Source organism: Actinoplanes sichuanensis, assembly GCF_033097365.1.
In the GTDB taxonomy this organism is placed as follows: Bacteria; Actinomycetota; Actinomycetes; order Mycobacteriales; family Micromonosporaceae; genus Actinoplanes; species Actinoplanes sichuanensis.
On record NZ_AP028461.1, the window covers coordinates 9,046,819 to 9,067,443 of the forward strand.

Annotated in this window: 20 protein-coding genes; 7 read left to right on the forward strand and 13 right to left on the reverse strand. The window is 69.7% G+C overall.

Features of this window, described 5'->3' with window-relative positions:
- The first annotated feature begins 33 nt into the window (after positions 1-33).
- The 4 genes from Q0Z83_RS41555 to pseI are packed head-to-tail and all read left to right on the forward strand — an operon-like array spanning position 34 to position 4,875.
- Positions 34-2,286: a putative bifunctional diguanylate cyclase/phosphodiesterase gene (locus Q0Z83_RS41555; RefSeq protein WP_317788913.1), complete on the forward strand. Its 2,253-nt coding sequence runs from the start codon at positions 34-36 to the stop codon at positions 2,284-2,286.
- Positions 2,287-2,346: 60 nt separating this feature from the next.
- Entirely contained in the window at positions 2,347-3,408 is a 1,062-nt protein-coding gene (locus Q0Z83_RS41560; protein ID WP_317788915.1) for a glycosyltransferase family 2 protein, read from the forward strand.
- A 4-nt stretch (positions 3,409-3,412) separates the two neighbouring features.
- Positions 3,413-3,862 carry a GNAT family N-acetyltransferase gene (locus Q0Z83_RS41565; protein ID WP_317788916.1) on the forward strand — a complete coding sequence of 150 codons (450 nt, stop codon included), beginning with the start codon at positions 3,413-3,415 and terminating at the stop codon, positions 3,860-3,862.
- A complete protein-coding gene (pseI, locus tag Q0Z83_RS41570) occupies positions 3,859-4,875 on the forward strand; it encodes a pseudaminic acid synthase (protein WP_317788917.1) in 1,017 nt (338 codons plus the stop codon). Before Q0Z83_RS41565 ends, pseI begins: the two co-directional genes overlap by 4 nt.
- Before the next feature lie 5 nt (positions 4,876-4,880).
- Here pseI and Q0Z83_RS41575 read toward each other — a convergent pair whose 3' ends face one another.
- Entirely contained in the window at positions 4,881-6,536 is a 1,656-nt protein-coding gene (locus Q0Z83_RS41575) for a methyltransferase domain-containing protein (protein ID WP_317788918.1), read from the reverse strand.
- The gene (locus tag Q0Z83_RS41580; protein ID WP_317797260.1) at positions 6,536-7,363 is read right to left on the reverse strand and encodes a hypothetical protein; all 828 of its coding nucleotides are present in this window, start codon (positions 7,361-7,363) and stop codon (positions 6,536-6,538) included. Before Q0Z83_RS41580 ends, Q0Z83_RS41575 begins: the two co-directional genes overlap by 1 nt.
- A gap of 275 nt (positions 7,364-7,638) precedes the next feature.
- Between Q0Z83_RS41580 and Q0Z83_RS41585 the strand changes: the two genes are divergently transcribed.
- Positions 7,639-7,983: a fluoride efflux transporter FluC gene (locus tag Q0Z83_RS41585; protein WP_317788919.1), complete on the forward strand. Its 345-nt coding sequence runs from the start codon at positions 7,639-7,641 to the stop codon at positions 7,981-7,983.
- Positions 7,980-8,339: a fluoride efflux transporter FluC gene (locus Q0Z83_RS41590; RefSeq protein WP_317788920.1), complete on the forward strand. Its 360-nt coding sequence runs from the start codon at positions 7,980-7,982 to the stop codon at positions 8,337-8,339. The genes Q0Z83_RS41585 and Q0Z83_RS41590 overlap by 4 nt, the downstream gene beginning before the upstream one ends.
- Here the strand turns inward: Q0Z83_RS41590 and Q0Z83_RS41595 are convergent.
- The 6 genes from Q0Z83_RS41595 to Q0Z83_RS41620 form a co-directional block, all read right to left on the reverse strand.
- On the reverse strand, positions 8,332-10,533 hold the full coding sequence (locus tag Q0Z83_RS41595) for an MMPL family transporter (RefSeq protein ID WP_317788921.1): 2,202 nt from the start codon (positions 10,531-10,533) through the stop codon (positions 8,332-8,334). The genes Q0Z83_RS41590 and Q0Z83_RS41595 overlap by 8 nt on opposite strands.
- 71 nt (positions 10,534-10,604) lie before the next feature.
- A complete protein-coding gene (locus Q0Z83_RS41600) occupies positions 10,605-11,249 on the reverse strand; it encodes a LuxR C-terminal-related transcriptional regulator (RefSeq protein ID WP_317788922.1) in 645 nt (214 codons plus the stop codon).
- A gap of 28 nt (positions 11,250-11,277) precedes the next feature.
- The gene (locus Q0Z83_RS41605) at positions 11,278-12,582 is read right to left on the reverse strand and encodes a sensor histidine kinase (RefSeq protein WP_317788923.1); all 1,305 of its coding nucleotides are present in this window, start codon (positions 12,580-12,582) and stop codon (positions 11,278-11,280) included.
- A 79-nt stretch (positions 12,583-12,661) separates the two neighbouring features.
- Positions 12,662-13,051, reverse strand: a complete 390-nt coding sequence (locus tag Q0Z83_RS41610; protein WP_317788924.1) for a GtrA family protein — start codon at positions 13,049-13,051, stop codon at positions 12,662-12,664.
- Positions 13,048-13,749 carry a glycosyltransferase family 2 protein gene (locus tag Q0Z83_RS41615; RefSeq protein WP_317788925.1) on the reverse strand — a complete coding sequence of 234 codons (702 nt, stop codon included), beginning with the start codon at positions 13,747-13,749 and terminating at the stop codon, positions 13,048-13,050. Before Q0Z83_RS41615 ends, Q0Z83_RS41610 begins: the two co-directional genes overlap by 4 nt.
- Complete coding sequence (locus tag Q0Z83_RS41620) at positions 13,749-14,099, reverse strand: DUF2304 domain-containing protein (RefSeq protein ID WP_317788926.1); 351 nt, start codon at positions 14,097-14,099, stop codon at positions 13,749-13,751. Before Q0Z83_RS41620 ends, Q0Z83_RS41615 begins: the two co-directional genes overlap by 1 nt.
- A gap of 243 nt (positions 14,100-14,342) precedes the next feature.
- Here Q0Z83_RS41620 and Q0Z83_RS41625 point away from each other — a divergent pair, with 243 nt between their 5' ends.
- Positions 14,343-16,073, forward strand: a complete 1,731-nt coding sequence (locus tag Q0Z83_RS41625) for a fimbrial protein (RefSeq protein WP_317788927.1) — start codon at positions 14,343-14,345, stop codon at positions 16,071-16,073.
- A gap of 35 nt (positions 16,074-16,108) precedes the next feature.
- Here Q0Z83_RS41625 and Q0Z83_RS41630 read toward each other — a convergent pair whose 3' ends face one another.
- Genes Q0Z83_RS41630 through Q0Z83_RS41650 form a run of 5 tightly spaced genes read right to left on the reverse strand, consistent with a single transcriptional unit; the run spans position 16,109 to position 20,493 of the window.
- Positions 16,109-17,296: an acyl-CoA reductase gene (locus Q0Z83_RS41630; protein WP_317788929.1), complete on the reverse strand. Its 1,188-nt coding sequence runs from the start codon at positions 17,294-17,296 to the stop codon at positions 16,109-16,111.
- On the reverse strand, positions 17,293-18,315 hold the full coding sequence (locus tag Q0Z83_RS41635) for a LuxE/PaaK family acyltransferase (RefSeq protein WP_317788931.1): 1,023 nt from the start codon (positions 18,313-18,315) through the stop codon (positions 17,293-17,295). Before Q0Z83_RS41635 ends, Q0Z83_RS41630 begins: the two co-directional genes overlap by 4 nt.
- On the reverse strand, positions 18,312-19,526 hold the full coding sequence (locus Q0Z83_RS41640) for an AMP-binding protein (RefSeq protein ID WP_317788932.1): 1,215 nt from the start codon (positions 19,524-19,526) through the stop codon (positions 18,312-18,314). Before Q0Z83_RS41640 ends, Q0Z83_RS41635 begins: the two co-directional genes overlap by 4 nt.
- Entirely contained in the window at positions 19,523-20,254 is a 732-nt protein-coding gene (locus Q0Z83_RS41645; protein WP_317788933.1) for an SDR family NAD(P)-dependent oxidoreductase, read from the reverse strand. The genes Q0Z83_RS41640 and Q0Z83_RS41645 overlap by 4 nt, the downstream gene beginning before the upstream one ends.
- Positions 20,251-20,493, reverse strand: a complete 243-nt coding sequence (locus Q0Z83_RS41650; RefSeq protein ID WP_317788934.1) for an acyl carrier protein — start codon at positions 20,491-20,493, stop codon at positions 20,251-20,253. The genes Q0Z83_RS41645 and Q0Z83_RS41650 overlap by 4 nt, the downstream gene beginning before the upstream one ends.
- Positions 20,494-20,625 lie beyond the last annotated feature (132 nt).

A 20,625-nucleotide genomic window follows, 5' to 3' on the forward strand; every position in this document is an offset into this window, starting at 1 on the left:
CAGCTGAGCGGTCTACCGGCCGACTGCAACCACGTGCTCGCCACCCAGCAACTGACGGAGTTCCTCGCCGTCGTAGCCGACCGGCCCGACGAGGCTGCCGCCCAGCATGCGGCAGTCGAGTGCGCGTCGCGTGCCCTCGGAGCCGATCTCGCGGTGCTCACCGTCGACGGCGGTATCGCCGCCGCGGTCGGACTTCCCGCCGAGGAGATCCCGGTCTACGCCCTCACCGCCGGCTACCAGGTCGGCCGTCCGGCGACCCTGCGTGCCGGAGAGACGGTCTACTCCCTTGCGGTGGCCCCGCTCGGTGGGACGTCCTCCGGGATGCTGGTCCTCGGCCGCCGGTCCGGCGATTTCACCGACGAGGAGGTCTGCCTGCTCCGTGGCATGGCCCGGGTGCTGGAGCTGAGCCTCCAGGCGCTGCACCTGGTCGAGGCCGAACGCCGGCAGGCGGAGGAGAACAACCGCCTGATCGACTCGCTGCGCCGCCGCCAGCGGCTTTTCGACGAGTTGAGCACGGTGCAGCGCGCCATCGCTCGGCGCGAGCCGCTGCGCCGGATCCTGGACCGGGTCACCGCCGGGGTCGCCGAACTGCTGGACGTCGACATCGCCGGTCTGACCGTGCTGGAGAGCGACGAGCCGGGCCGGATGAGCCTGGTCTCCGGCGCCGGCATCCCGGACGAGGTGCTGGCCCGGATGCAGCGGATCCCGGTCACCTCGCTGGCCGTCGCCGGGCTCGCGATCATGGGCGACGAGCTGGTCGCCGTGGACGACTACGCCAATTCCCCGATCGCCGTGCCGGAGATGGTGGAGAACCGGATCCAGAGCGTGATCGCCGTACCCGTGCACGAGAACGGTGTGGTCGTCGGCGCGATGTTCGCCGGATCGCACACCGAGCCGCGGGTCTGGGACAAGGCCTCGCAGGAGATGCTGCTGGCCTTCGCCGAACACGCCGGCCTGGCCGTCGCCGATGCCCGGACGCTGCGCGAGATGAACGCCTCGTTCCACGACGCGCTGACCGGATTGGCCAGCCGTTCGCTGTTCGTCACCCGGATGGAGAACACCCTGGGGGCGGCCCGGCCCGGTGGGGTGGCCGCGCTGCTGATCGGCCTGGACCGGTTCAAGATGATCAACGACTCGCTCGGGCACACCGCCGGTGACCAGTTGCTGGCCCTGGTGGCCGACCGGCTGCGGGACTGCCTGCGGACCGACGACACCGCGGCCCGGCTGGGCGGCGACGAGTTCGCGGTACTGCTGCCGGAGACCGGCTCGATGGAGGCCGCGGTCCCGGTGGCCCGGCGGATCGTGTCGGCGATGCGTGACCCGTTCGACCTGGACGGTCGCGAGACGTTCGTGACGTGCAGCATCGGGCTGGCGTTCGGCGAGCCCGGCGAACTCGACGCCCAGGAACTGCTGGTCCGCTCCGACCTGGCGCTTTTCGAGGCCAAGAAGAAGGGCAAGGACCAGTACGCGATCTTCGAGCCGTCGATGCGCGAGTCCTTCCAGAAGCACCTGGAGATGGAGGCCGACCTGCGGCGGGCCGTGCTGCGGCACGAGTTCCAGCTGCGGTTCCAGCCGATCGTGCGGCTGGCCACCGGGGAGATCTCCGGCCTGGAGGCGCTGGTCCGGTGGCAGCACCCGGAGCGCGGGATGATTCCGCCGCTGGACTTCATCCCGCTGGCCGAGGAGACCGGGATGATCGTCCCGATCGGCGAATGGGTGCTGCGTGAGGCCTGCCGTCAGGCCGCCCACTGGAACCGGCAGCGCCCGGAGGACCAGTGGCTGACCGTGAGCGTCAACCTGTCGGCGGTACAACTGGACCGTACCGACCTGCCGGACGTGGTGAACGCGGCGCTGACCGACAGCGGGCTGCCGGCGCACCGCCTGGTCATCGAGCTGACCGAATCGCTGCTGGTGGACCACCGCCAGGAGACCCTGGAGCGGCTGCACGCGATCAAGGACCTGGGTGTCCGGCTGGCGATCGACGACTTCGGCACCGGCTATTCGTCCCTGGCCTACCTGCGCCGGTTCCCGGTCGACATCATCAAGATCGACAAGTCGTTCGTGGACGACGTCGGTGACGTGCCGGCCGCCGCGGCCCTGACGCTCGGAATCATTCAGCTCGGCCAGGCGCTCCAGCTCTCCACCGTCGCCGAGGGCATCGAGGACGCCGGTCAGCTCAGTGAACTCGCCGACGGCAACTGCGAGCTGGGCCAGGGCTACTACTTCGCCGAGCCGCTGACCACCGACGCCATGCAGGAGCTGCTGTTCCCGGCTGACAAGCAGTAGACCGGCCCCCGACCCCGTGCGTTCCCTTCGGGTTCACGTACGGGGTCGACGGTGGTCGTCATGGACGTTCTGCTGACCGTCGTCGTGCCGGTGTACGCGGTCGAGGACTACCTGCACCAGTGCCTCGACTCGATCCGTGCCGGGCTGACCCCGGAGGAGAGCGCCTCGGTCGAGGTCATCGCGGTCGACGACGCCTCACCTGACGACTGCGGCGCGATGCTCGACGCGTACGCCGCCCGGCACGGTGATCTGCGCGTCCTGCACCTGCCCGGCAACGTCGGGCTGGGCCTGGCCCGCAACGCCGGCCTGGCCGAGGCCCGTGGCCGGTACGTCTGGTTCGTCGACAGCGACGACGTCCTGCCGTCCGGCTCGGTCCGGGCGGTGCTGGAGCGGCTCCGGGACACCGAGCCGGACGTGCTGCTCGTCGACCACCTGCGGTTGCACGAGGACGGCCGGCTCCAGACCGACGCGAGTTCGGCGCTGCTGGCCGGCACGCCCGACCTGGACCGGCTGATCGGCCTCCAGCACACCGCGTGGAACCGGATCCTGCGGCGCGAGTTCCTCGACAAGCACGACCTGCGGTTCCCCGCCGGGTGGTACGAGGACGTGCCGTTCAGCAATCCGGTACTGATCGCCGCCGAGCACCTCGACGTGCTGAACCGGGTCTGCTACCACTACCGGATCGGCCGGACCGGCGCGATCACCGCGACCCGCAGTGAGCGGCACTTCGAGGCGTTCGCCCAGTGGGACCGCTTCTACGCCTGGGTGGACGGCGCCGGTGTCGACCCCGCGCTGCGCATCCGGATCTTCACCCTGATGATCAGTCACCTGCTGGTGGTCGCCGGCAACGAGAACCGGATGCACCCGAGTCGTCGCCGGGCGTTCTTCCGGGAGATCGCCGCGCTCTACCGACGGCACCGCCCGGCCGGTTACCTGCCGCCGGCCGGCGCCGCGGGGCTCAAGCATCGGCTGGTCGCGGCGAACAACTACACGATGTACGCGGCCCTGCGTACCGGCTACCGGGTGGCCGGTCTCCGCCGCCGGGGCACCCAACGGACACCTGCGGTTTCCCGGGACATCCCCTCGCCGCCACAGCGGGTCAAGACCACCTCCATACCTTGACGGCGTGCTTCGACCTGCCCGTGACTCCGACCGTGACCTGGTCCTGCCCTGGCGGAACCATCCGTCGGTACGGGCCGTCAGCCTGACCACCCACGAGATCCAGCCCGCCGAGCACGCCGCCTGGTGGGCCCGGCGCAGCGCCGACATCCTGATCTACGAGGAGGACGGCGTCCCGGCCGGAGTTGTCGTCTTCGACGGTTCCACCTGGTCGTTCTACCTCGACGTGGAGGGGCTCGGCCGGCGTCTGCTGCCCGCGTGGATGCGGCTGGAGTCCGAGGCCGTCGCGCACGCCTTCGGCCCACGCGGCCTGGACACCCTGGGCGGCGAGACGCTCGCCGAGAACACGCAGGTCCTCGCGCTGCACCGGCGATTCGGGTTCCGCGAGACACGCAGATACGAACGGCTCGTCGACGGGGTGCCGAAGACGGTCGTCTGGACGGAGAGAAGCAAATGAGCAGTAGGAAGCCGTACATCGTCGCGGAGATGTCGGGCAACCACAATGGTTCGCTCGACCGGGCGCTGGCCCTGGTGGACGCCGCGGCCGAGGCCGGCGCCGACGCCATCAAGATCCAGACGTACACCGCGGACACCATGACGGTGGACGTGAAGCACCCGCGGTTCCAGATCTCCGCCGGGCACGACCTGTGGGGCGGCGACTACCTCTACCAACTCTTCGAGCGCGCCCACACGCCGTGGGACTGGCACGCGCCGATCTTCGAGCGGGCCCGCGAGCACGGCATCACACCGTTCTCCAGCCCGTTCGACAGGACCGCGGTCGAGCTGCTGGAGAAGTTGGACGCACCGATGTACAAGATCGCGTCCTCGGAGATCACCGACCTGCCGCTGATCCGCCTGGCCGCCTCCACCGGCAAGCCGATCATCATCTCCACCGGCATGGCCACGCTCCGCGAGATCACCTCCGCGGTCGAGGCCGCGCAGGGCGCCGGCGCCACCGACGTCACCGTGTTGAGCTGCACCGCCTCCTACCCGGCCCCGCCCGAGGAGACGAACCTACGGCGCATCCCGGTACTGGCCGAGGCGCTCAAGCTGCCGATCGGCCTGAGCGACCACACGATGGGTATCGGGGTGCCGATCGCCGCCGTCGCCTACGGCGCGGTGCTGATCGAGAAGCACTTCACCCTGGACCGGGCCGACGGCGGGGTGGACTCGGCCTTCTCGCTCGACCAGGCCGAGCTGAAACTGCTGGTCACCGAGTCGGAGCGGGCCTGGCAGGCGCTGGGCACCACGGCGATCGGCCCGACCGAGGCGGAGAAGGAGAGCCTACGGTTCCGGCGTTCGCTCTACGTCGTCACCGATGTGCGGGCCGGCGACCCGGTCACCGAGGAGAACGTGCGCTCGATCCGGCCGACCGGTGGTCTCGAGCCGGACCTGATCGGAACGGTGCTGGGGCGCACCTTCACCGCCGACGCGGCCAAGGGCACCCCGCTCACCTGGGATCTGATCTAGGACCTTCACTTCCGGACCATCTTGTACGCCCGCTTCGCCAACATCAGTCCGCGGCCACCCCAGCCGCGGCGGAGGAGCTGGAGCTCCCAGTCCATCCGGCTGAGCTCGGCGTCCCGGGACTGGATGATCCGCTCGGTCCACTCCATCATCGCCAGCAGGTGCGAGGCCTGGTAGCGCTGCCGCCACAGGGCCTCCACCAGCTGGTGATACCCCGTCACGTCGACCGGCGCGGTACCCGGCTGCACCGCCCGCAGCGCGAGCCGGTGCGCCTGCTGCCCGGCCGGGTCGAGGCCGAACTCGGCGCCGTCGATCACCACCTGGAGGTCGATCGCGGCCCGCAGCTCCTCGTCGGCGAGACTGCGACCGGCCATCCCGACCAGGATCGCGGCCAGGTCGGCGGCGCTCGCGGTGATCGGCCACGGGTGCGGGCGGCCCCAGGTGAGCAGCCGGACCGCGAACTGCCACAGCGCCCGGACCAGCGCGATCTGCGCCGAGACCGGCTCGACCGGGGCCCAGTGGGCGAACAGCACGGCGAGCCCGTCGCCGGTCACCGTGATGCCGGAGAGGTCGGCGAGCGCCTCCGGGCCGCTGATCGGGCCGGTTCCGAGCCAGGCCTCGTACCCGGCGATCTCCTGCCGCAGGCCGCGCACGTCGCCGGCCGCGCAGAGGGCCAGCAGCCGATCCTCCAGCAGGCATCCAGCGGTGGGCTGGAGCACCTGGACCCGGCGCAGCCCGTCGAACTCCAGGGGTGTGTCGGCGGGCGTCAGCATCCGCGGCCCGTCGGCGTCGACGGCGTAGACCCCGTTGACGTCGGCGACCAGTACGTCGTCTCGAACCCGGAGGCGATCCTCGGCGCCCGGCGCGGCGGCGATGACCAGCCAGCCACCGGCCACGGTCTCCTCGGCGCCCGCCCGCAGCGCGCGGGCGACGAGCTCACGAGGGTCGCCGAGCACCGGACGGCCGCGGAACGCGGTGGTGTAGGCGTGCGCGAGGGCCGTCTGCAGCCAGGACCGCAGCGGGGACGCGGCGTCACCGAGGGCTGCGCCGCCGACCAGCACGGCCGGATCGGCGGGCTCCGGGAACGCGGCCCAGACCCCGGCCGGGGCCAGGCCGGAGGCGGTCAACCGGGCGGTCAGCTGGGCGCGGGACGCCGGACCGTCGACGTCGACGCTCCACGCGGCGGAGTCTCGGAAGCGGGCGCCCGGGTCGAGACGGACCGTGTGGTGGGCGCCGAGCTGGTTGTCGTGCATCAGGACCAGCGCGCCGCCCGGGCGCACCGCCCCGGCGAGGAGCTGGAACAACTCGTCGGCGGAGAGCTGATCGCCCTCGGCCGAGTTGAGCCGTCCGATGCCGTCGGTGGCGACCACCAGGTCGTACCCCCCGGTCAGATCGATCTTGCCGAAGGCGCCCGACCGGATCGTGATCGTGGGGTGGGTGGTGGCGGCCTGCTCGGCGTCGGTGAGCGAACGCAGCACCCAGGTCACCTCGGCACCGTCCGCGTCGAGGGCGGCGACCAGGTCGGCCGGGTGCGGACCGGCGACCAGCACGGTCCGCCCGGGTCCGGCCAGCTCGGCGATCAGGTGGTGCAGCAGCGGGTTGCTCCGGCCGACCCGATCACTCCAGTTGAACATCTCGCCGCCGGAGCGGATCAGGTTCGGCATCACACGTACCCCTCCTTCGGCCAGCCCAGGAGCTTGCGCAGCTCGTCGGGGCGGGCCAGTTCGTCGGCGCCCAGCTGGGTCCGGGCGAGTCGATGGCCGGTCGCGAAGTCGGTCGCCCGGCCGTACAGCTCCGGCCACTGCCGGTGCAGACGCGGTTCGCCGCCGAAGGTCATGTCGGCGTTGTCCAGGACCATCGGGTCGCCGTAGACGGCCGCCTCCCGGCCGGCGAGCAGGCCGTACCAGATCGCGCTGCACAGCCGGTTGGAGACGACCCGGCGATGACGGCGTAGCTCGGCCAGCTGGTCGACGAGGAAGTCACGATGGTGGTCACGCCACCAGAAGCCGCGGTAGCCGTGGCAGATGACCCGGAATCCGGCCCGCTCGTAGAGGTGCCGGACCCGGCGCATCCGGTACTCGTTCCAGTACAGGCAGGCGGTGATCGGGCCGGTCTCGGTCTCTCTGACCTCGTCGATGAGCCGCTGGTGGTCGCCGTGCACCTGCTGGCCCTCCCAGCCGTGGAAGGGGTAGAAGATGGTCCCCTCACCCGGCTCGACGGGCGGCGGCGTCATCTCGACCAGATACGCGAACGGGGCGCCGACCACCACCACATTGCGGCGGCCCTGCGACCAGGAGCGGCGGCGGGTCTCCTCGGACCAGACCAGGAGGCGGGCGCCGTCGACGTACGGCGTACCGGGCGCCAGCCCGTCCCCGATGTTCCAGCCGTGCTGGAGGTACCCCTGGATCCGGGGCGGATGCAGCGGTTCCGGCATCCCGCAGTAGCGGGCCAGGATGTGCGAGTGGCCGTAGTGGTGGTTGGCGTGGTGCATCGTCTTCCGCTCCGTCCGCGTGCGGAGCCGCACGTTATCAGCCTTTCCTACGCCGTTTTATGCGCTTTTGATAGCAATGCCTTCGGGAAGTCACCGCCTCGACAACCAGAATTCAGGCAACCGTCCCCCGCCGGGGTCGGTGGGCGATTCCCAAGATCGTGTTCTAAAGTGGACGGACAGGCCCGCTCTCCAGCAGGAGCGCCTGGAACCGGCCGGGGTGGGCGCCGCCACGTCCCCCCGGCCGGCCACCCGGCTGTGGGCTAACGTCCCGGGTGATGGATCTCGACGTGCACCCCACCGATCTGGCCGCGGTCGCCGCCGGTGGCGTGCTCGGCGCCCTGGCCCGGTTCGGCATCGCCACCGCCTGGCCGCACGATCCCGGCGGTTTCCCCTGGTCCACCTGGGTGATCAACGTGTCCGGTTGTCTCCTGATCGGCGTGCTCAACACCCGGATCCAGGGCCGGATTCCGCGGCTGCTGCTCGGCACCGGGTTCCTCGGCGGCTACACCACGTTCTCCACCGCGATCGCCGAGGTCTCTCAGGCCGGCCTGGTCTACCTGGCGGCCACCCTGATCGGTGCCGTGCTGGCGGTCGCCGCCGGAAGCGCCCTGGCCCGATGACGGTCCTGCTGGTGGCGCTGGGCGCGGCGGTCGGCGCGCCCCTGCGGTTCCTCACCGACCGGATCATGCAGGCCCGGTTCGGGGCGGCCTTCCCGTGGGGCACGCTCGCCGTCAACGTGACCGGCTCGTTCGTACTCGGCCTGGTCCTCGGGCTGCCGCTCGCACCCGGGGTGGTGGCGCTGCTCGGCACCGGGTTCTGCGGTGCCCTCACCACGTATTCGACGTTCAGCTGGGAGATCCTGACCCTGTCCCGGCGGCGGGAGATCCTGGCCGCCACCGGATACGCGTTGCTCAGCATCACCGCCGGAATGGGCGCCGCCATGATCGGCGGCGCCCTCGGGCACATGCTCAGCTGACCGGGGCCAGCTCCCGCTCCTCGGCGCGGGTCGGGCCGTCCTGCGCGGGCGGCTCGTGGGCGATCTCCGGCAGCCAGCCCAGCCACTTCGGCAGCCACCAGTTGGCCCGGCCGAGCAGCGCCATCATCGCCGGCAGTAGCACCGCCCGGATGATCGTGGCGTCCAGCAGGACCGCGGCGGCCAGGCCCACACCCAGCTCCTTGGTGGCGGTCAGCGGCAGGGTGGCGAAGAGCGCGAACACCGCGACCATCACCACGGCGGCACTGGTGATCACACCGGCGGTCCGGCCGATGCCCTCGCGGACCGCGTCCCGGGTCGACAGGCCCCGGTCGTGGCCCTCACGGATCCGGCTGACCACGAAGACGTGGTAGTCCATCGAGAGCCCGAAGAGGATCACGAAGAGGAACATCGGGATCCAGTTCGTGATGCCCCCGCCGGAGACGAAGCCGAGCTGCTCCTCGAAGTGGCCGTACTGGAAGACCCAGACCAGCATGCCGTAGCAGGCCGCGACCGACAGCAGGTTCAGCAGCAGTCCGGTGACCGCGACCACGACCGACCGGAACGACACCAGCAGCAGGATGAAGGCCAGTCCGAGGACGAAGGCGAACACCAGCGGCAGGGTCTTCGACAGCTGCTCGTTGTAGTCGACACCACCCGCGGTGGACCCGGTGACCAGCGCCGTGGCACCGCCGATCCGGCCGAAGGTGTCCGGCACGACCCGGTCCCGCAGCAGGTTCAGCGCGTCGACGGCGACACTGTCGCTCTCCTTGCCGGCCAGGCCGACCGAGACGATCGCGACATCCCCGGCCGGGTTGACCTCGACGTCGACCGGCTCGACCAGCTTCCCGCCGCTGGCGGCGACCGCGGTCTTGAAGGCCGCGAGCGTCTGCTCGAACTCGGGCGTCTTCACCGAGTCGTCCTTGACCACGATCTGCGCCGGGGTGGTCTTGCTCGGGAAGGCCTCGCCGATGGCGACGAAGGTCTGCACCACCGGAGCGTTCGGCGAGACGTCCTGGATCGCCTGGCCACGGGTCTTCAGATCGAGCGCGGGGTAGGCCAGCGCGGCAAGCGCGGCGATGGCGACCATCGCCGAGATCAACGGCTTGGCGAGTACGACCCGGAGCAGCGCGTTCCAGACTCGGCCGTCACTGTTGCGCCGGTACAGGCCGGGGATCTTGATCGAGTCGACCCGGTCGCCCAGCGCCGAGAGCAGCGCTGGGAGCACGGTCAGCGAGCCGAGTACCGCGGTGGCGACCACCAGGATGGTCCCGGCGGCGAAGCTGACGAACACGACGTCCTGGGTGAAGAACATGCCGGCCATGGCGATCATGACGGTCAGGCCGGACACCCAGATGGAACGGCCCGAGGTCTGCGCCGCGATCATCAGTGCCCGGTGCGGGTCGGCGCCCCGGCGGCGCTCGTCGCGCTCCCGGCGGATGTAGAACAGGCAGTAGTCGACCCCGACGGCCAGGCCGATCAGCAGCATGACGTGCGTCGTCTCGTCGACCGCGGGAGCGTACCGGCTCGCCGCCGCCATCAGGCCGATCGCCGCGACCACCGACATGATCGCCAGCAGGACCGGCAGGAACGCGGCGACCACGGCCCCGAAGGCCACCAGCAGGATGCCCAGAGTGACCGGGATGGAGAGCATCCCCAGCCGGTTCAGGCCGCCGTCCAGCTCCTCGCTGACCAACTGGTCGGCGCTGGCCGAACCGGCCTCGGCGACGTACAGGTCGGGGTGGGCGCTCTGCACCCGGGCGACCGCCTCCATCGCCGGGCCGACCCGCTCCTCCGCGGTGTCGGCGTCACCGGCGATGTTGAAGGTGATCAGTGTCGACCGGCCGTCCGGCGACTCGATCGGCGCCTGCACGTCGATGACGTCCCGGATCGTGCCCAGAGCCCGGGTGACCTCCTCCGCAGCGGCCACCCGGTCGGTGCCGGCCCGGTTCTGGATCAGCACCATCTCACCGGCCGGCTGCTCCGGGAAACCGGCCGCCGCGACGATCCGGTCGGCGTCACCCGAGTCGCCGTGCCCGGCCGTGCTCTCATCCGCCTGCCGGGTGCCGATCTGGGCGCTGAGGACCACCGTCGCGATCACGAAAGCGATCCAGCCGAGGATCGCGAGTGCCCGATGGCGGGCACTCCAGATCGCGACACGAGCCGCGATCCCCTTGACGTTTTCCCTGTTCTCCATGGGTAAGACGCTATGGAGTCCGAAGTAGCCGATCGATACGGCGGACACCCCGGTCGGGGGTAGGGCTAGCCCTACGGTTGCAGGTAGGCCAGCACTGCCAGGACCCGCCGGTGCTGCTCCTCGTCCTGATGCAGGCCCAGCTTGGTGAAGATGTTGCGGACGTGCTTCTCCACCGCACCGTCGGTGACCACCATCTTGCGGGCGATCGCGGTGTTCGACATGCCTTCGGCCATCAGCCCCAGCACCTCCCGCTCACGCGGGGTCAGGCTGCGCATCGGGTCGTCCCGGCGGCGCCGGACCAGCAGCTGGGCGACCACCTCCGGATCCAGCACGGTGCCGCCCTCGGCCACCCGCCGAAGGTTGTCGAGGAACTCGGCGACCAGCGACACCCGGTCCTTGAGCAGATAGCCGATCGCCCCACGGCGGTCGGCGAGAAGATCGTCGGCGTACGACACCTCGACGTACTGGGAGAGCACCAGGATCGGACTGCCGGGCACCGCGGCCCGGGCCTCGACGGCGGCGCGAAGTCCTTCGTCGGTGTGCGACGGCGGCATCCGGACGTCCACGATGGAGACGTCCGGACGATGGTCCTTGATCGATTGAACGAGAGAGGGCCCGTCCCCGACGGCCGAGACGACGGTGTGACCGTTCTCCTCGACGAGCCGGATCAGGCCCTCCCGCAACAGCACCGCATCATCGGCAATGACCACCCGCATGCGCTCATGCTGTCAGATCCCCTCGATGTCAGAGGGGCAGCGCCGCCGTGAGCCGTGTGCCGCCGTCGTCCGGGCTGTCCACCGCGAGGACTCCGCCGGCCGCCCGCACCCGGTCGTCCAGGCCGGCCAGACCGTGCCCCTTGGCCAGGCTCGCCCCGCCCACCCCGTCGTCGGCGACCGTCACGATCAGGCCGGTGGCGATCCGCTGCACGCTGACCTGCACCTCACTGGCGTGGCTGTGCTTGGCGACGTTGGTCAGCGCCTCGGCCACCACGAAGTAGGCGGTCGACTCGACACCCGGGTCCAGTCGGTCCATCTCCGGCGCGTCCAGGTCGACCGGGATCGTGCACCGGCCGGCCAGCGCGGTCAGCGCCGCCTGCAGACCGCGGTCCACCAGGATCGGCGGGGCGATGCCGCGGGACAGGGCGCGCAGCTCGTCGAGGGTCTCCCGGGTCTGGGTGAGTGCTTCGGCCACGATCGCCCGGGCCCGCTCCGGGTCGTCGGTGAACTGCTGCTCGGCCCGGCCCAGGTCCATGGCGAGACGGACCAGCCGCTGCTGCGGGCCGTCGTGGATGTCGCGTTCCAGTCTGCGCAGCGCCACCGCCTCGGCGGAGACCGCGGCCGCCTTCTGCTGTTGGGCCACATCGCGTGCCTGCTCGGCCTCGGCCACCTGCCGGCGCAGCTCGTACACACTGACCAGCAGGCCACGGGCGAACCACGCCTCCATCAGCGCGGCGCCACGGACCACCCAGGACAGCGTGCCGGCGAAGAACACCCCGATGGAGAAGTTGAGGAGCATCCGGTTGACCATCGTGTCCTGGAAGCCGAGCAGCTCGTGCAGTTCGTAGTTGTCCGGCGGGTGCGGCAGCGACCAGTCCCACAACGGGTAGGTGAGACCGCCCAGGGCGATCGCCCACCAGACCACGACGAAGCAGAACCCGATGATGTTCGGGATGAACCGGAAGATCGCGTGCACCAGGTCGAGCCAGGTCTGCCCGTCGGTCAGCGGCCCGAGCGTACGGCGGACGAAGCCCTGGCCACGGTTGCTCTTGTAGATCGGGTGCGAACTCTTGCGCCGCAGCACCGGACCGATCCGGGCCCGCTCGGTCATGGCGAACCCGCGGGACAGCATCAGCGTGCCGACCAGGATCGGGAGGCCGACCCAGATGATCGCGGTGCCGATGCCGACCGCGAACCCGGTGATGCCGACGACCAGCGTGATCAGGCCGAGCGGGAAACCGAGCAGCACGTACTGTGTGTCGATCGCCAGCTGGCGCAGGTAGCGACCGATCAGGCTCCGGGTGGGCGCCGTGTCGGCGTGTGTCGTCGTCATGTCTTGAACCTAGGCATCCGCGCCCAGCCGGACGATCCGGTGGACTGCCGGACCGATGGTAGGGATAACCCGACCCCCGTCAGACGAAGATCCACTTCCGGGACGCGAAGTAGTTGACCGTCGACAGCACGGCCGTGGTGAACACCTTGGCCACCAGGTACATCACGCCCAGTGTCGTGAGCGCCCGCATCAGTAGGACGGTGAACAGCAGGTTTGCGCCCACCAGCGCGAGATAGGCGACCAGTTGGCGACGCAGCCGACCGGTCGAGGAGAAGGCCCACTGCCGGTTGAGGGCGAAGTTGACCACAAAACCGGCGAGGAAAGCCAGCGCGGTGGCCGGCTCCAGGCGTAGGCCGGCCAGACCGTGCAGCAGGTAGAGCAGGCCGGCGTCCACCACCACGCTGGCGCCACCTACCAGCAGGAACCGGAAACCGCTGCTCCGGTACAACCTGAGCGCGCCGGCGGTCACCGGCGGACCAGGGCGAGCAGCAGCGCCAGGCCGGAACGGAACAGGTAGACCATCGCCTTCGCCGGTGAGGCGCTCGGTGTGCCGCCCTGGCGCGGGCGCATCGACACCGGAATCTGCTTGATCACGTATCCGGACCGCTTGGCCTGGACGATCGTGTCGACCGTGTCGCCGAGGTACTCGACCGGGAAGTTGGTCGAGTAGAAGGAGATCAGCTCGCCCCGGCAGGCCCGGAACCCGGACGTGGTGTCGGTGAGCCGGGTGCCGGCGATCGACGACAGCGCCATCGACAGCAGCTTCATCGCCCACTGCCGCGGGCCGCGGACCCGGTACTCGCCCTCACCCGCGAACCGGGCGCCGATCACCAGGTCCGCGTCGGCCAGTGCCGCCACCATGTCCCGGATGTACCGCGGATCGTGCTGTCCGTCGGCGTCCATCTGCACGGCGATGTCGTATCCGTGCTCGACGGCGTAGCGGTAGCCGAGCCGGCGCGCCCCGCCCACACCGAGGTTGTAGGGCAGCCGCACCACCTTCGCGCCGGCCGACCGGGCCACCGACGCGGTGGCGTCCCGCGAGCAGTCGTCGACCACCAGGATGTCGGTGCCGGGAAATTCCCGGTGAATTTCTTTGATCACCGCGTCGATCGATTCCGCCTCATTCCAGGCGGGCAGGATGGTCAGCAGTCGCTCATCGGTCGCCATCACGGCGTGGTCACTCTCTCCCGCGATTCCTGCAATTCGGCGACATCCGCCCGGAGAAGCGCGATCTCCTCGGAGAGACTGCGCGTCTCCTCCTCCAGACGGCTGCTCTCCCAGGAGAGGTGTACGGCCACGAGAAACAGGAAGACGACGCTCAGAAACAGGAACAGACTCAGGCCGGACGCGATGCCGAGGACCGAGGTGAACCCGTCCAGCAGCGTCGGTACGAACGCCAGCGGGAGCACGGCAATGGCCACCAGCAGCCACAACGCGCCGTACTTCTCCCGCAGTTGCCGCCGCCGCAGCAGCTCGATGATGACAACCAGCATGATCAGCCCGGTTGTCGCGGTCACGAAGACAAGCCTCATCGGATTCCCCTGAAGTCCCGTTCGGTGCGGGGTCGAGAGTCAGGGATGAATGCGGCCCGCCGGTGTGCAGTCGGCGAGTGCCATGTGGACATGACATGTCCAGAGAATGTCGATGAGCGTCATGCGGGAAATCGAGACGTCGATGATCTCCGGTTGCTGCTACCGTTTCGCCGATTGTCCGCCGGCCGCCGGCATCCGGCGCCCCAGTAGGGAAGAAAAGCGACGCCCATGCCGACAGAGGTCTTGCCCTATTCACCGCCCGAGACGACCGCCGGGAGAACCGACCGCGGACGGATCATCATCGCGATCCTCGCCCTGGGCTGGCTGGCGGGAGTGCTGTGGCGGCTCTGGCTCGGCGCCCCGATCACCCACCCCATCGCGCACGCCGATGAGGACAGTTACATGAACGCGGCGCGGGCCATCGCCGGTGGGCCCGAGGGGTTCAGCTCGGAGACGCCGCTGTTCCGCCGGATCGGGTACCCGCTGCTCGTCTCGCCCGCGTTCCTGTTCGGGCTGGACTTCGCGACCTCGTACAAGATCGTGCACGTCATCAACGCGGCGATCAGCGCGCTCACGCTGCCGCTGGCCTATCTGCTGGGCCGCCGGATGTTCGGGCTGAACACCCGGGTTGCGCTGGCAGCCGCGTTCGTCGCCGCGACCGTGCCGGCCGGTGTCTTCTGGTCGCTGGTCGGCATGACCGACTCGGTGATGGCGCCCCTCATGCTCGGCTGGTTCCTGGCGGTCCACCGGTGGGTCGGCGCACCGGACCGCAAAGCGCCGGCGATCAGCGTGGGCGTGCTCACCGGCGTGCTCTACCTGGTGCACATCCGCGGCACGATCCTGGTGATCGTCTACTTCGCCTTCCTGGCGTTCATGCTGATCCGCAAGCGGGTGGGGCGGTCCGGCGCGGGCCTGTCACTGGTCCCGCTGATGTTCGCGGTGATCCTGAACCAGGTGGTCATCATGCTGATCGGCGACCGCGTGCACCTGCGCGGTGACATCGTCGGCGGCGGCACCATGGCGGTGTTCACCGAGATCCAGCGCCTCCAGGTCTTCGTCGCCTCGTTCGGCACCAACGTCTGGTACATGTGCGTGGTCACCGGCGGGCTGGCCGGACTGGCCTGGGTGGTGACCACGATCGAGATGGTCCGGCCGGCGCGCGACGCGGCGTTCCGCTGGACCGCGGGGCTGGCGCTGTTCAGCACCGTCGGCGTCGGCCTCGGCGCGGCGGTGGTGTTGGCCGGGCTGGTGGACACCCAGTCGGATGCGCTCTACTCCCGCTACGTGCAGGTGTTCGTCCCGTTCTGGATCCTCTTCGGCTTCGCCGTTCTGGCCGATCAGCGGCTGCGTGCGCCGGCCCGGTACGCCGTGCTCCCGGTGCTGATCCTGGTCGTCGGCGGGCTGGTGATCGCCTACCGGCTGCGCTACGTCGCCGAGCGGGGCCACCAGCTGTCGTACGGCATGTTCGGCGGCCCGGATCTGATGACGATGACCGCCGGTTGGTCGCAGTTCCGGCCGTATGTCGCCACCGCCATCGGTCTGGTCGCGCTGGCCGTCCTTCTGGCCGCCACCCGGGTGCGCCGCCTGGTCATCCCGGTGATGGCCGTCGTCGTGGTGGCGAACCTGGCGACCATGGCGGTGATGCGGGATCGGCTCGTCGAGCCGATCGGCCGGCGCTTCACCATGCCGATCGACCTGGGTGAACTCGGTGTCGGGCCGGAGGACACGATCTCCTACACCAGACGGATCAGCAACGAGGCGTACTACGTCTTCTACCACGACGTGTACTGGAGCGAGTTCAAGCCGGTCGGTGAGGACGACGTGCCGCCGCCGGGCATCGAGGTCATGATCGGCCGCTACCACCCGGGCGAGAAGATGCATTGGGACGGTGCCGAGCACGGTTTCACCCTGCTCAAGGCGAGCGAAGAGGCCCACATAGCGGTCTGGCGCCGGAGCTGAGAGAAGGGCCCCGGCCGGTCGGCCGGGGCCCTTCTTCACGCCTGCAGCGTGGTCAGCCTGGTGAACTCGCTCGGCAGGTCGTAGCCGTCCCAGACGGCGCCGAACGTGAGCGCCGAGCCGAACGGCACGATCCGATCCACCCCGCGGCCGCCCAGCTCCACCGCGAAGGCGCGCAGCTCGGCCGGGGTGAACCCGAAGTGGCTGACCGTCTGATCCTGCCGGTTCATCGCCGGCACCAGGTCGAGCAGGGAGTCCACCTCGGCGAACGGGAACGCACCGGCACCGATCCAGCGCCGGGGTGCCTGCCCGGTGCCGGCCAGGGTCACCGCGGTGATCCGGTTGTCCGGGAAGTCCAGCGCCGTGGCGGCTCCGGTGGCGGCCAGCCCGTACGCGTTGACCCGCTTCTCCACCGCCATCGCCGGGTCGACGACCCAACCGCGCTGGTCGACCACGTCGAGCAGCAGGTCGAGGAACTCGGCCCGGACCTCGCCGCTGTCCGCACCGCCGCCGACCAGGAACACGGTCCGCGGCGAGGAGCAGGCGGCCTGGTCGAACCAGTACGCGTCGTTGGCGAACCCGACCACCGCGTTGCGGCGCGCGGCCGGGTCGGCGGCACGCCAGCCGGGCACCGACAGGACGGCCCACGACGTACGGTCGGGGAAGGTCAGATCCCGGGCCGACGGCCTCAGCGGCTGCTTGCGGATGGTGTCGACCGCGTGATCACCACCCCAGATCACCCGCAGGTCACACCACCTGCTGAGCTCGGCGGTGATCGCGTCGTCGTGGCCGTAGGTGACCATCCGCTGGGTCTGCCCGATCACCGGGTCCGCTTCGGTCTCGTTGAGGGCGTCCAGGATCACCTCGGCCGCCCCGGCCGACCGTGACGAGATCCGGACCACGTTGTGGTTGCCGGCGAGCGCCGAGATCGCCCACGAGTAGACGAAGATGGTGTCCACGTTGGCCGGTGGCAGATGGAAGACGTTGCCTCTGGGGAAGACCAGCGCGTCCCGCCGGGCGGTCATCCGCTCCACCGAGCGTTTGAGCTCGGCCGGCCGCAGGAAGTAGCCGAGCGACCCGAGTTCCGGGTGGCGCCGGGCGACCGCGGGGGCGAGCAGTCTGCGGGCCAGTCTGGCGAGGAAGTCGGCCATCCGCGGGTCGCCGACGGTGAGTCGGTCCTCCGACGGGGCGGTCAGATCGCCCTCCACACCGAAGCGGAACCTCATGCGGCACTCCGATACGTGTCCGAACATCCACGCGCCTCGGCCCGGGGCAGCCGGCCGAGCACCGAGAAGCGCTTGCCGGGCCAGTCCCCGTCGTCGACACCGTGCACGACGCCGAGATCCTCGGTGAGCAGTACGTGACCCGGGTACGAGGTGGGCAGGGTGCTCACCACCTCGAGGAGGCCGGGTTTTCCGGGTGGTAGTTCGGCCCAGGTCTCCGGATCGCGAACCACGACGTCCGCGAAGTCCGGGCAGTACAGCGACCCACCCGTCGGGCCCTCGAGGAAGATCGTTCCGATCTGCTCGACCATGCCGTAGAAGTTGTGAATCCGGGTGAGGCCGACGGCCGCCAGCCGGTTGCGGAACTCCTCCGGCGAGACGGCCTGGTCGACCAGTTTCTTCCAGCCGCCGGAGTGGATCAGGATGCCGTTGCCCAGGTCCAGGCCGTGCTCGCGGGCGATCTCGTAGAGGTGCAACCAGACCAGGTAGGTGAACCCGAAGATCAGGAACGGCTGGTCGCCGTGTTTCACCAGGAAGCTGCGAAGACCGTCGACGTCTTCGTCGAGCGCCCACATGTGATCGCGGCCGAAGGTGGCCATGCCGAGCACGCCGGCGCCGCGGGCGCTGAACGAACGGCGGTCCTTGAGGATCGACTTGGTGTCGACGATCAGCATCGGCAGGCGTTGGGGGCCGAGCACGGTCTGCAGGGTGGCGCCCAGTTGCCGGGTCTGGGTGGCTGCCGCGGCTTTGTCCAGATAAATCCGACTCACCTCACCCGTCGTGCCGCTCGACGTCAGGACCTTGAAGACCTCGTCGTCCGGGATGCTCTTGAGCTCGAGCGTCTTGAAGAGCCGAACCGGCAACCACGGTAATGCGGAGATGTCCGAAAAGGAGCCAACGCCAGCCGCGGTAAGAATCCGGTCATAACGCACACAATGCCGACGATGATGCGATACGAGATCCACCAGCTGAGGAAGCAGCCGCTTCTCTCGATCAGCTTGGGACAGCGAGAAGACACTCACAACGACGCCTCCAGCGCCCGATAGTCGGTCTTGCCATTGGGCAGCAGCGGCAGGGACGAGATCGTCCGTACGTCGACCCCGGTGAAGTGGGTGCCGAGCCATTCCGCGATCTTGCTGCGCAGCGCACGGACGTCGCCGTCCAGGGTGAAGACGTGCAGTTTGTCGTCACCGGCCACGGCCGCGACCGGGAAGTGCCGCTCCACGTCGTCCAGGTTGATCCGGACGCCGAACACCTTGGCCATCCGTTTGAGCCGGCCGGTGATGAAGAGGAACCCGTCCTCGTCGAGGTGGCCCAGGTCACCCGTGCGCAGCACGCCGGCGAGGTCGTCGCCTCGGCTCAGATCGGCGGCCGTCTCGGCGTACCCCATCATGACGTTTGGTCCTTTATAGACGACCTCGTCGTCTTCGATGGTGAAGGCGCCACCGGGCATCGCTCGGCCGGCCGAACCGAGCTTGTCGCCCAGTCGCTCGGGTGGCAGGCAGGCCATCCGCGGACCGGCCTCGGTCTGCCCGTACATCACGAACATCCGGCCGCCGACGGCGTCCATCCGGGCGGCGAAATCGGTGACGAGGTCGGTCCGCAACCGGCCGCCGGCCTGCGTGAGGGTACGCACGGACGGGTACCGGGCCGGGTCGAAGCGGAGTCGCCGCAACATCTCGTACTGCGACGGCACGAACGCCAGCGAGGTGACCCGGTGCTCGTCGATCGCGGCCCAGAAGTCCTTCTGCATGATCCCGGTACGTTCCAGCACCACGGTCGCCCCGCGGAGCAGGTGCGAGTGCAGCACCGACAGCCCGTACGAGTAGAAGAGCGGCAGTGTGGTGATCGCCACATCCTCGCCGGTGACGCCTAGGCTGTCGGCCACCTGCCCGGCGTTGGCGAGCACCGCCGCCCGGGACAGCCGGACCAGTTTGGGATCACCGGTGGAACCGCTGGTGGTGAGCAGCAGCGCCAGGTCGGGGTGCACGTCGTCGGTGGTGTAGCGGGCGATCAGCGCGGTGTGGTCGAGATCCGGGTCGAGCAGCAGGACCGGCTTCGCGAGGCGCAGCGCCGCGAGATAGCGGGCCACCGCCTCCACCGTGGTCGTCATCGGCAGGAAGACGATCGGCTGCTCGGCGATCTCGGCGGCGGCCGCGTCGATCAGTTCCGGCGTGAGGATCGCGCCGGTGGCCGCGTCGACGACCCGCGCGGAGGGGTGGAGCAGGTTCACAGCGTCAGTCCCCCGTCGACCCCGATGATCTGGCCGGTGACGAATCGGGCCTGCTCGGAGAGGAGGAAGACGATCACGTCGGCGACCTCGTCGGCCTCGCCGAGACGGCCGAGCGCGGTGTGCGCGATCCGGTCGGCGCGGCCCGCCTCGTCCAGGGTGTCGAGCATGTCGGTGGCGATGAAGCCCGGTGCGACCGCGTTGACCCGGATGCCGCGCGGGCCCAACTCCTTGGCCGCGGACCTGGCCAGCCCGGCCACCGCGGCCTTGGAGGCGGCGTAGACGGCCTGCCCGGCGACACCCTGGTCGCCGGTGATCGAGGCGGTCAGGACCACCGCCGGGCGCTGTCCGCGAGCGAGCAACCGGACCGCGTTCTGCAGGGTGTACGCCGCACCCGCCGCGTTGACCGCGAACAGCCGCTCGACAGTGGCGTCCGGAGTCATGCCGAGCATCCCGGCCGCGTGCGTGCCGGCGTTGACCACCAGTGCGTCGAGCCGCTTGAAGGTGTCGAAGGCGAGCCGGGCCAGGGCCTTGCTGGTGGCCGGGTCGGCGATGTCACCCGCGGCGTGCACGACGGTGACGCCGAACTTGCCGGCGATCTCCCCGGCCGTCGCGGCGATCCGCTCCGGGTCGTGGCCGTGCAGCACCAGATGGTGGCCCTGTTCGGCGAGGCGGGACGCGACCGCCCGGCCGATTCCGCGGGACGCCCCGGTGACCAGGGCGACGCTCACTTGACGTCCACTCCGTATTTACCGAGGATTCGCACGGCCTCGGTAAAGCTGGACATATTGATGACGTCGTCGGTATCAATCATTACCGAGAATTCATCTTCAATCGCCGCGACAAGCGACATGTGGGCGAGGGAATCCCACTTCTCGTTGTCCTGGTAGCGCAGGTCGTCCACGGGCTGGTCCGCCGGAAGATCGAGGGCGGCACGGAACGCCTCGCGTAGTCTCTGCAGCTCAGTCACAGTATTACTCCAGGGTGCGGTGTTCAGAGGAGGCCAACGATCCCGCAGCTTCCCGGTCATCTCGACCAATCGCGGTTGAACTGAGAATGAACTGCACACAGCATTTTTTCGCGCTTCTGGAAATGCCTTCCG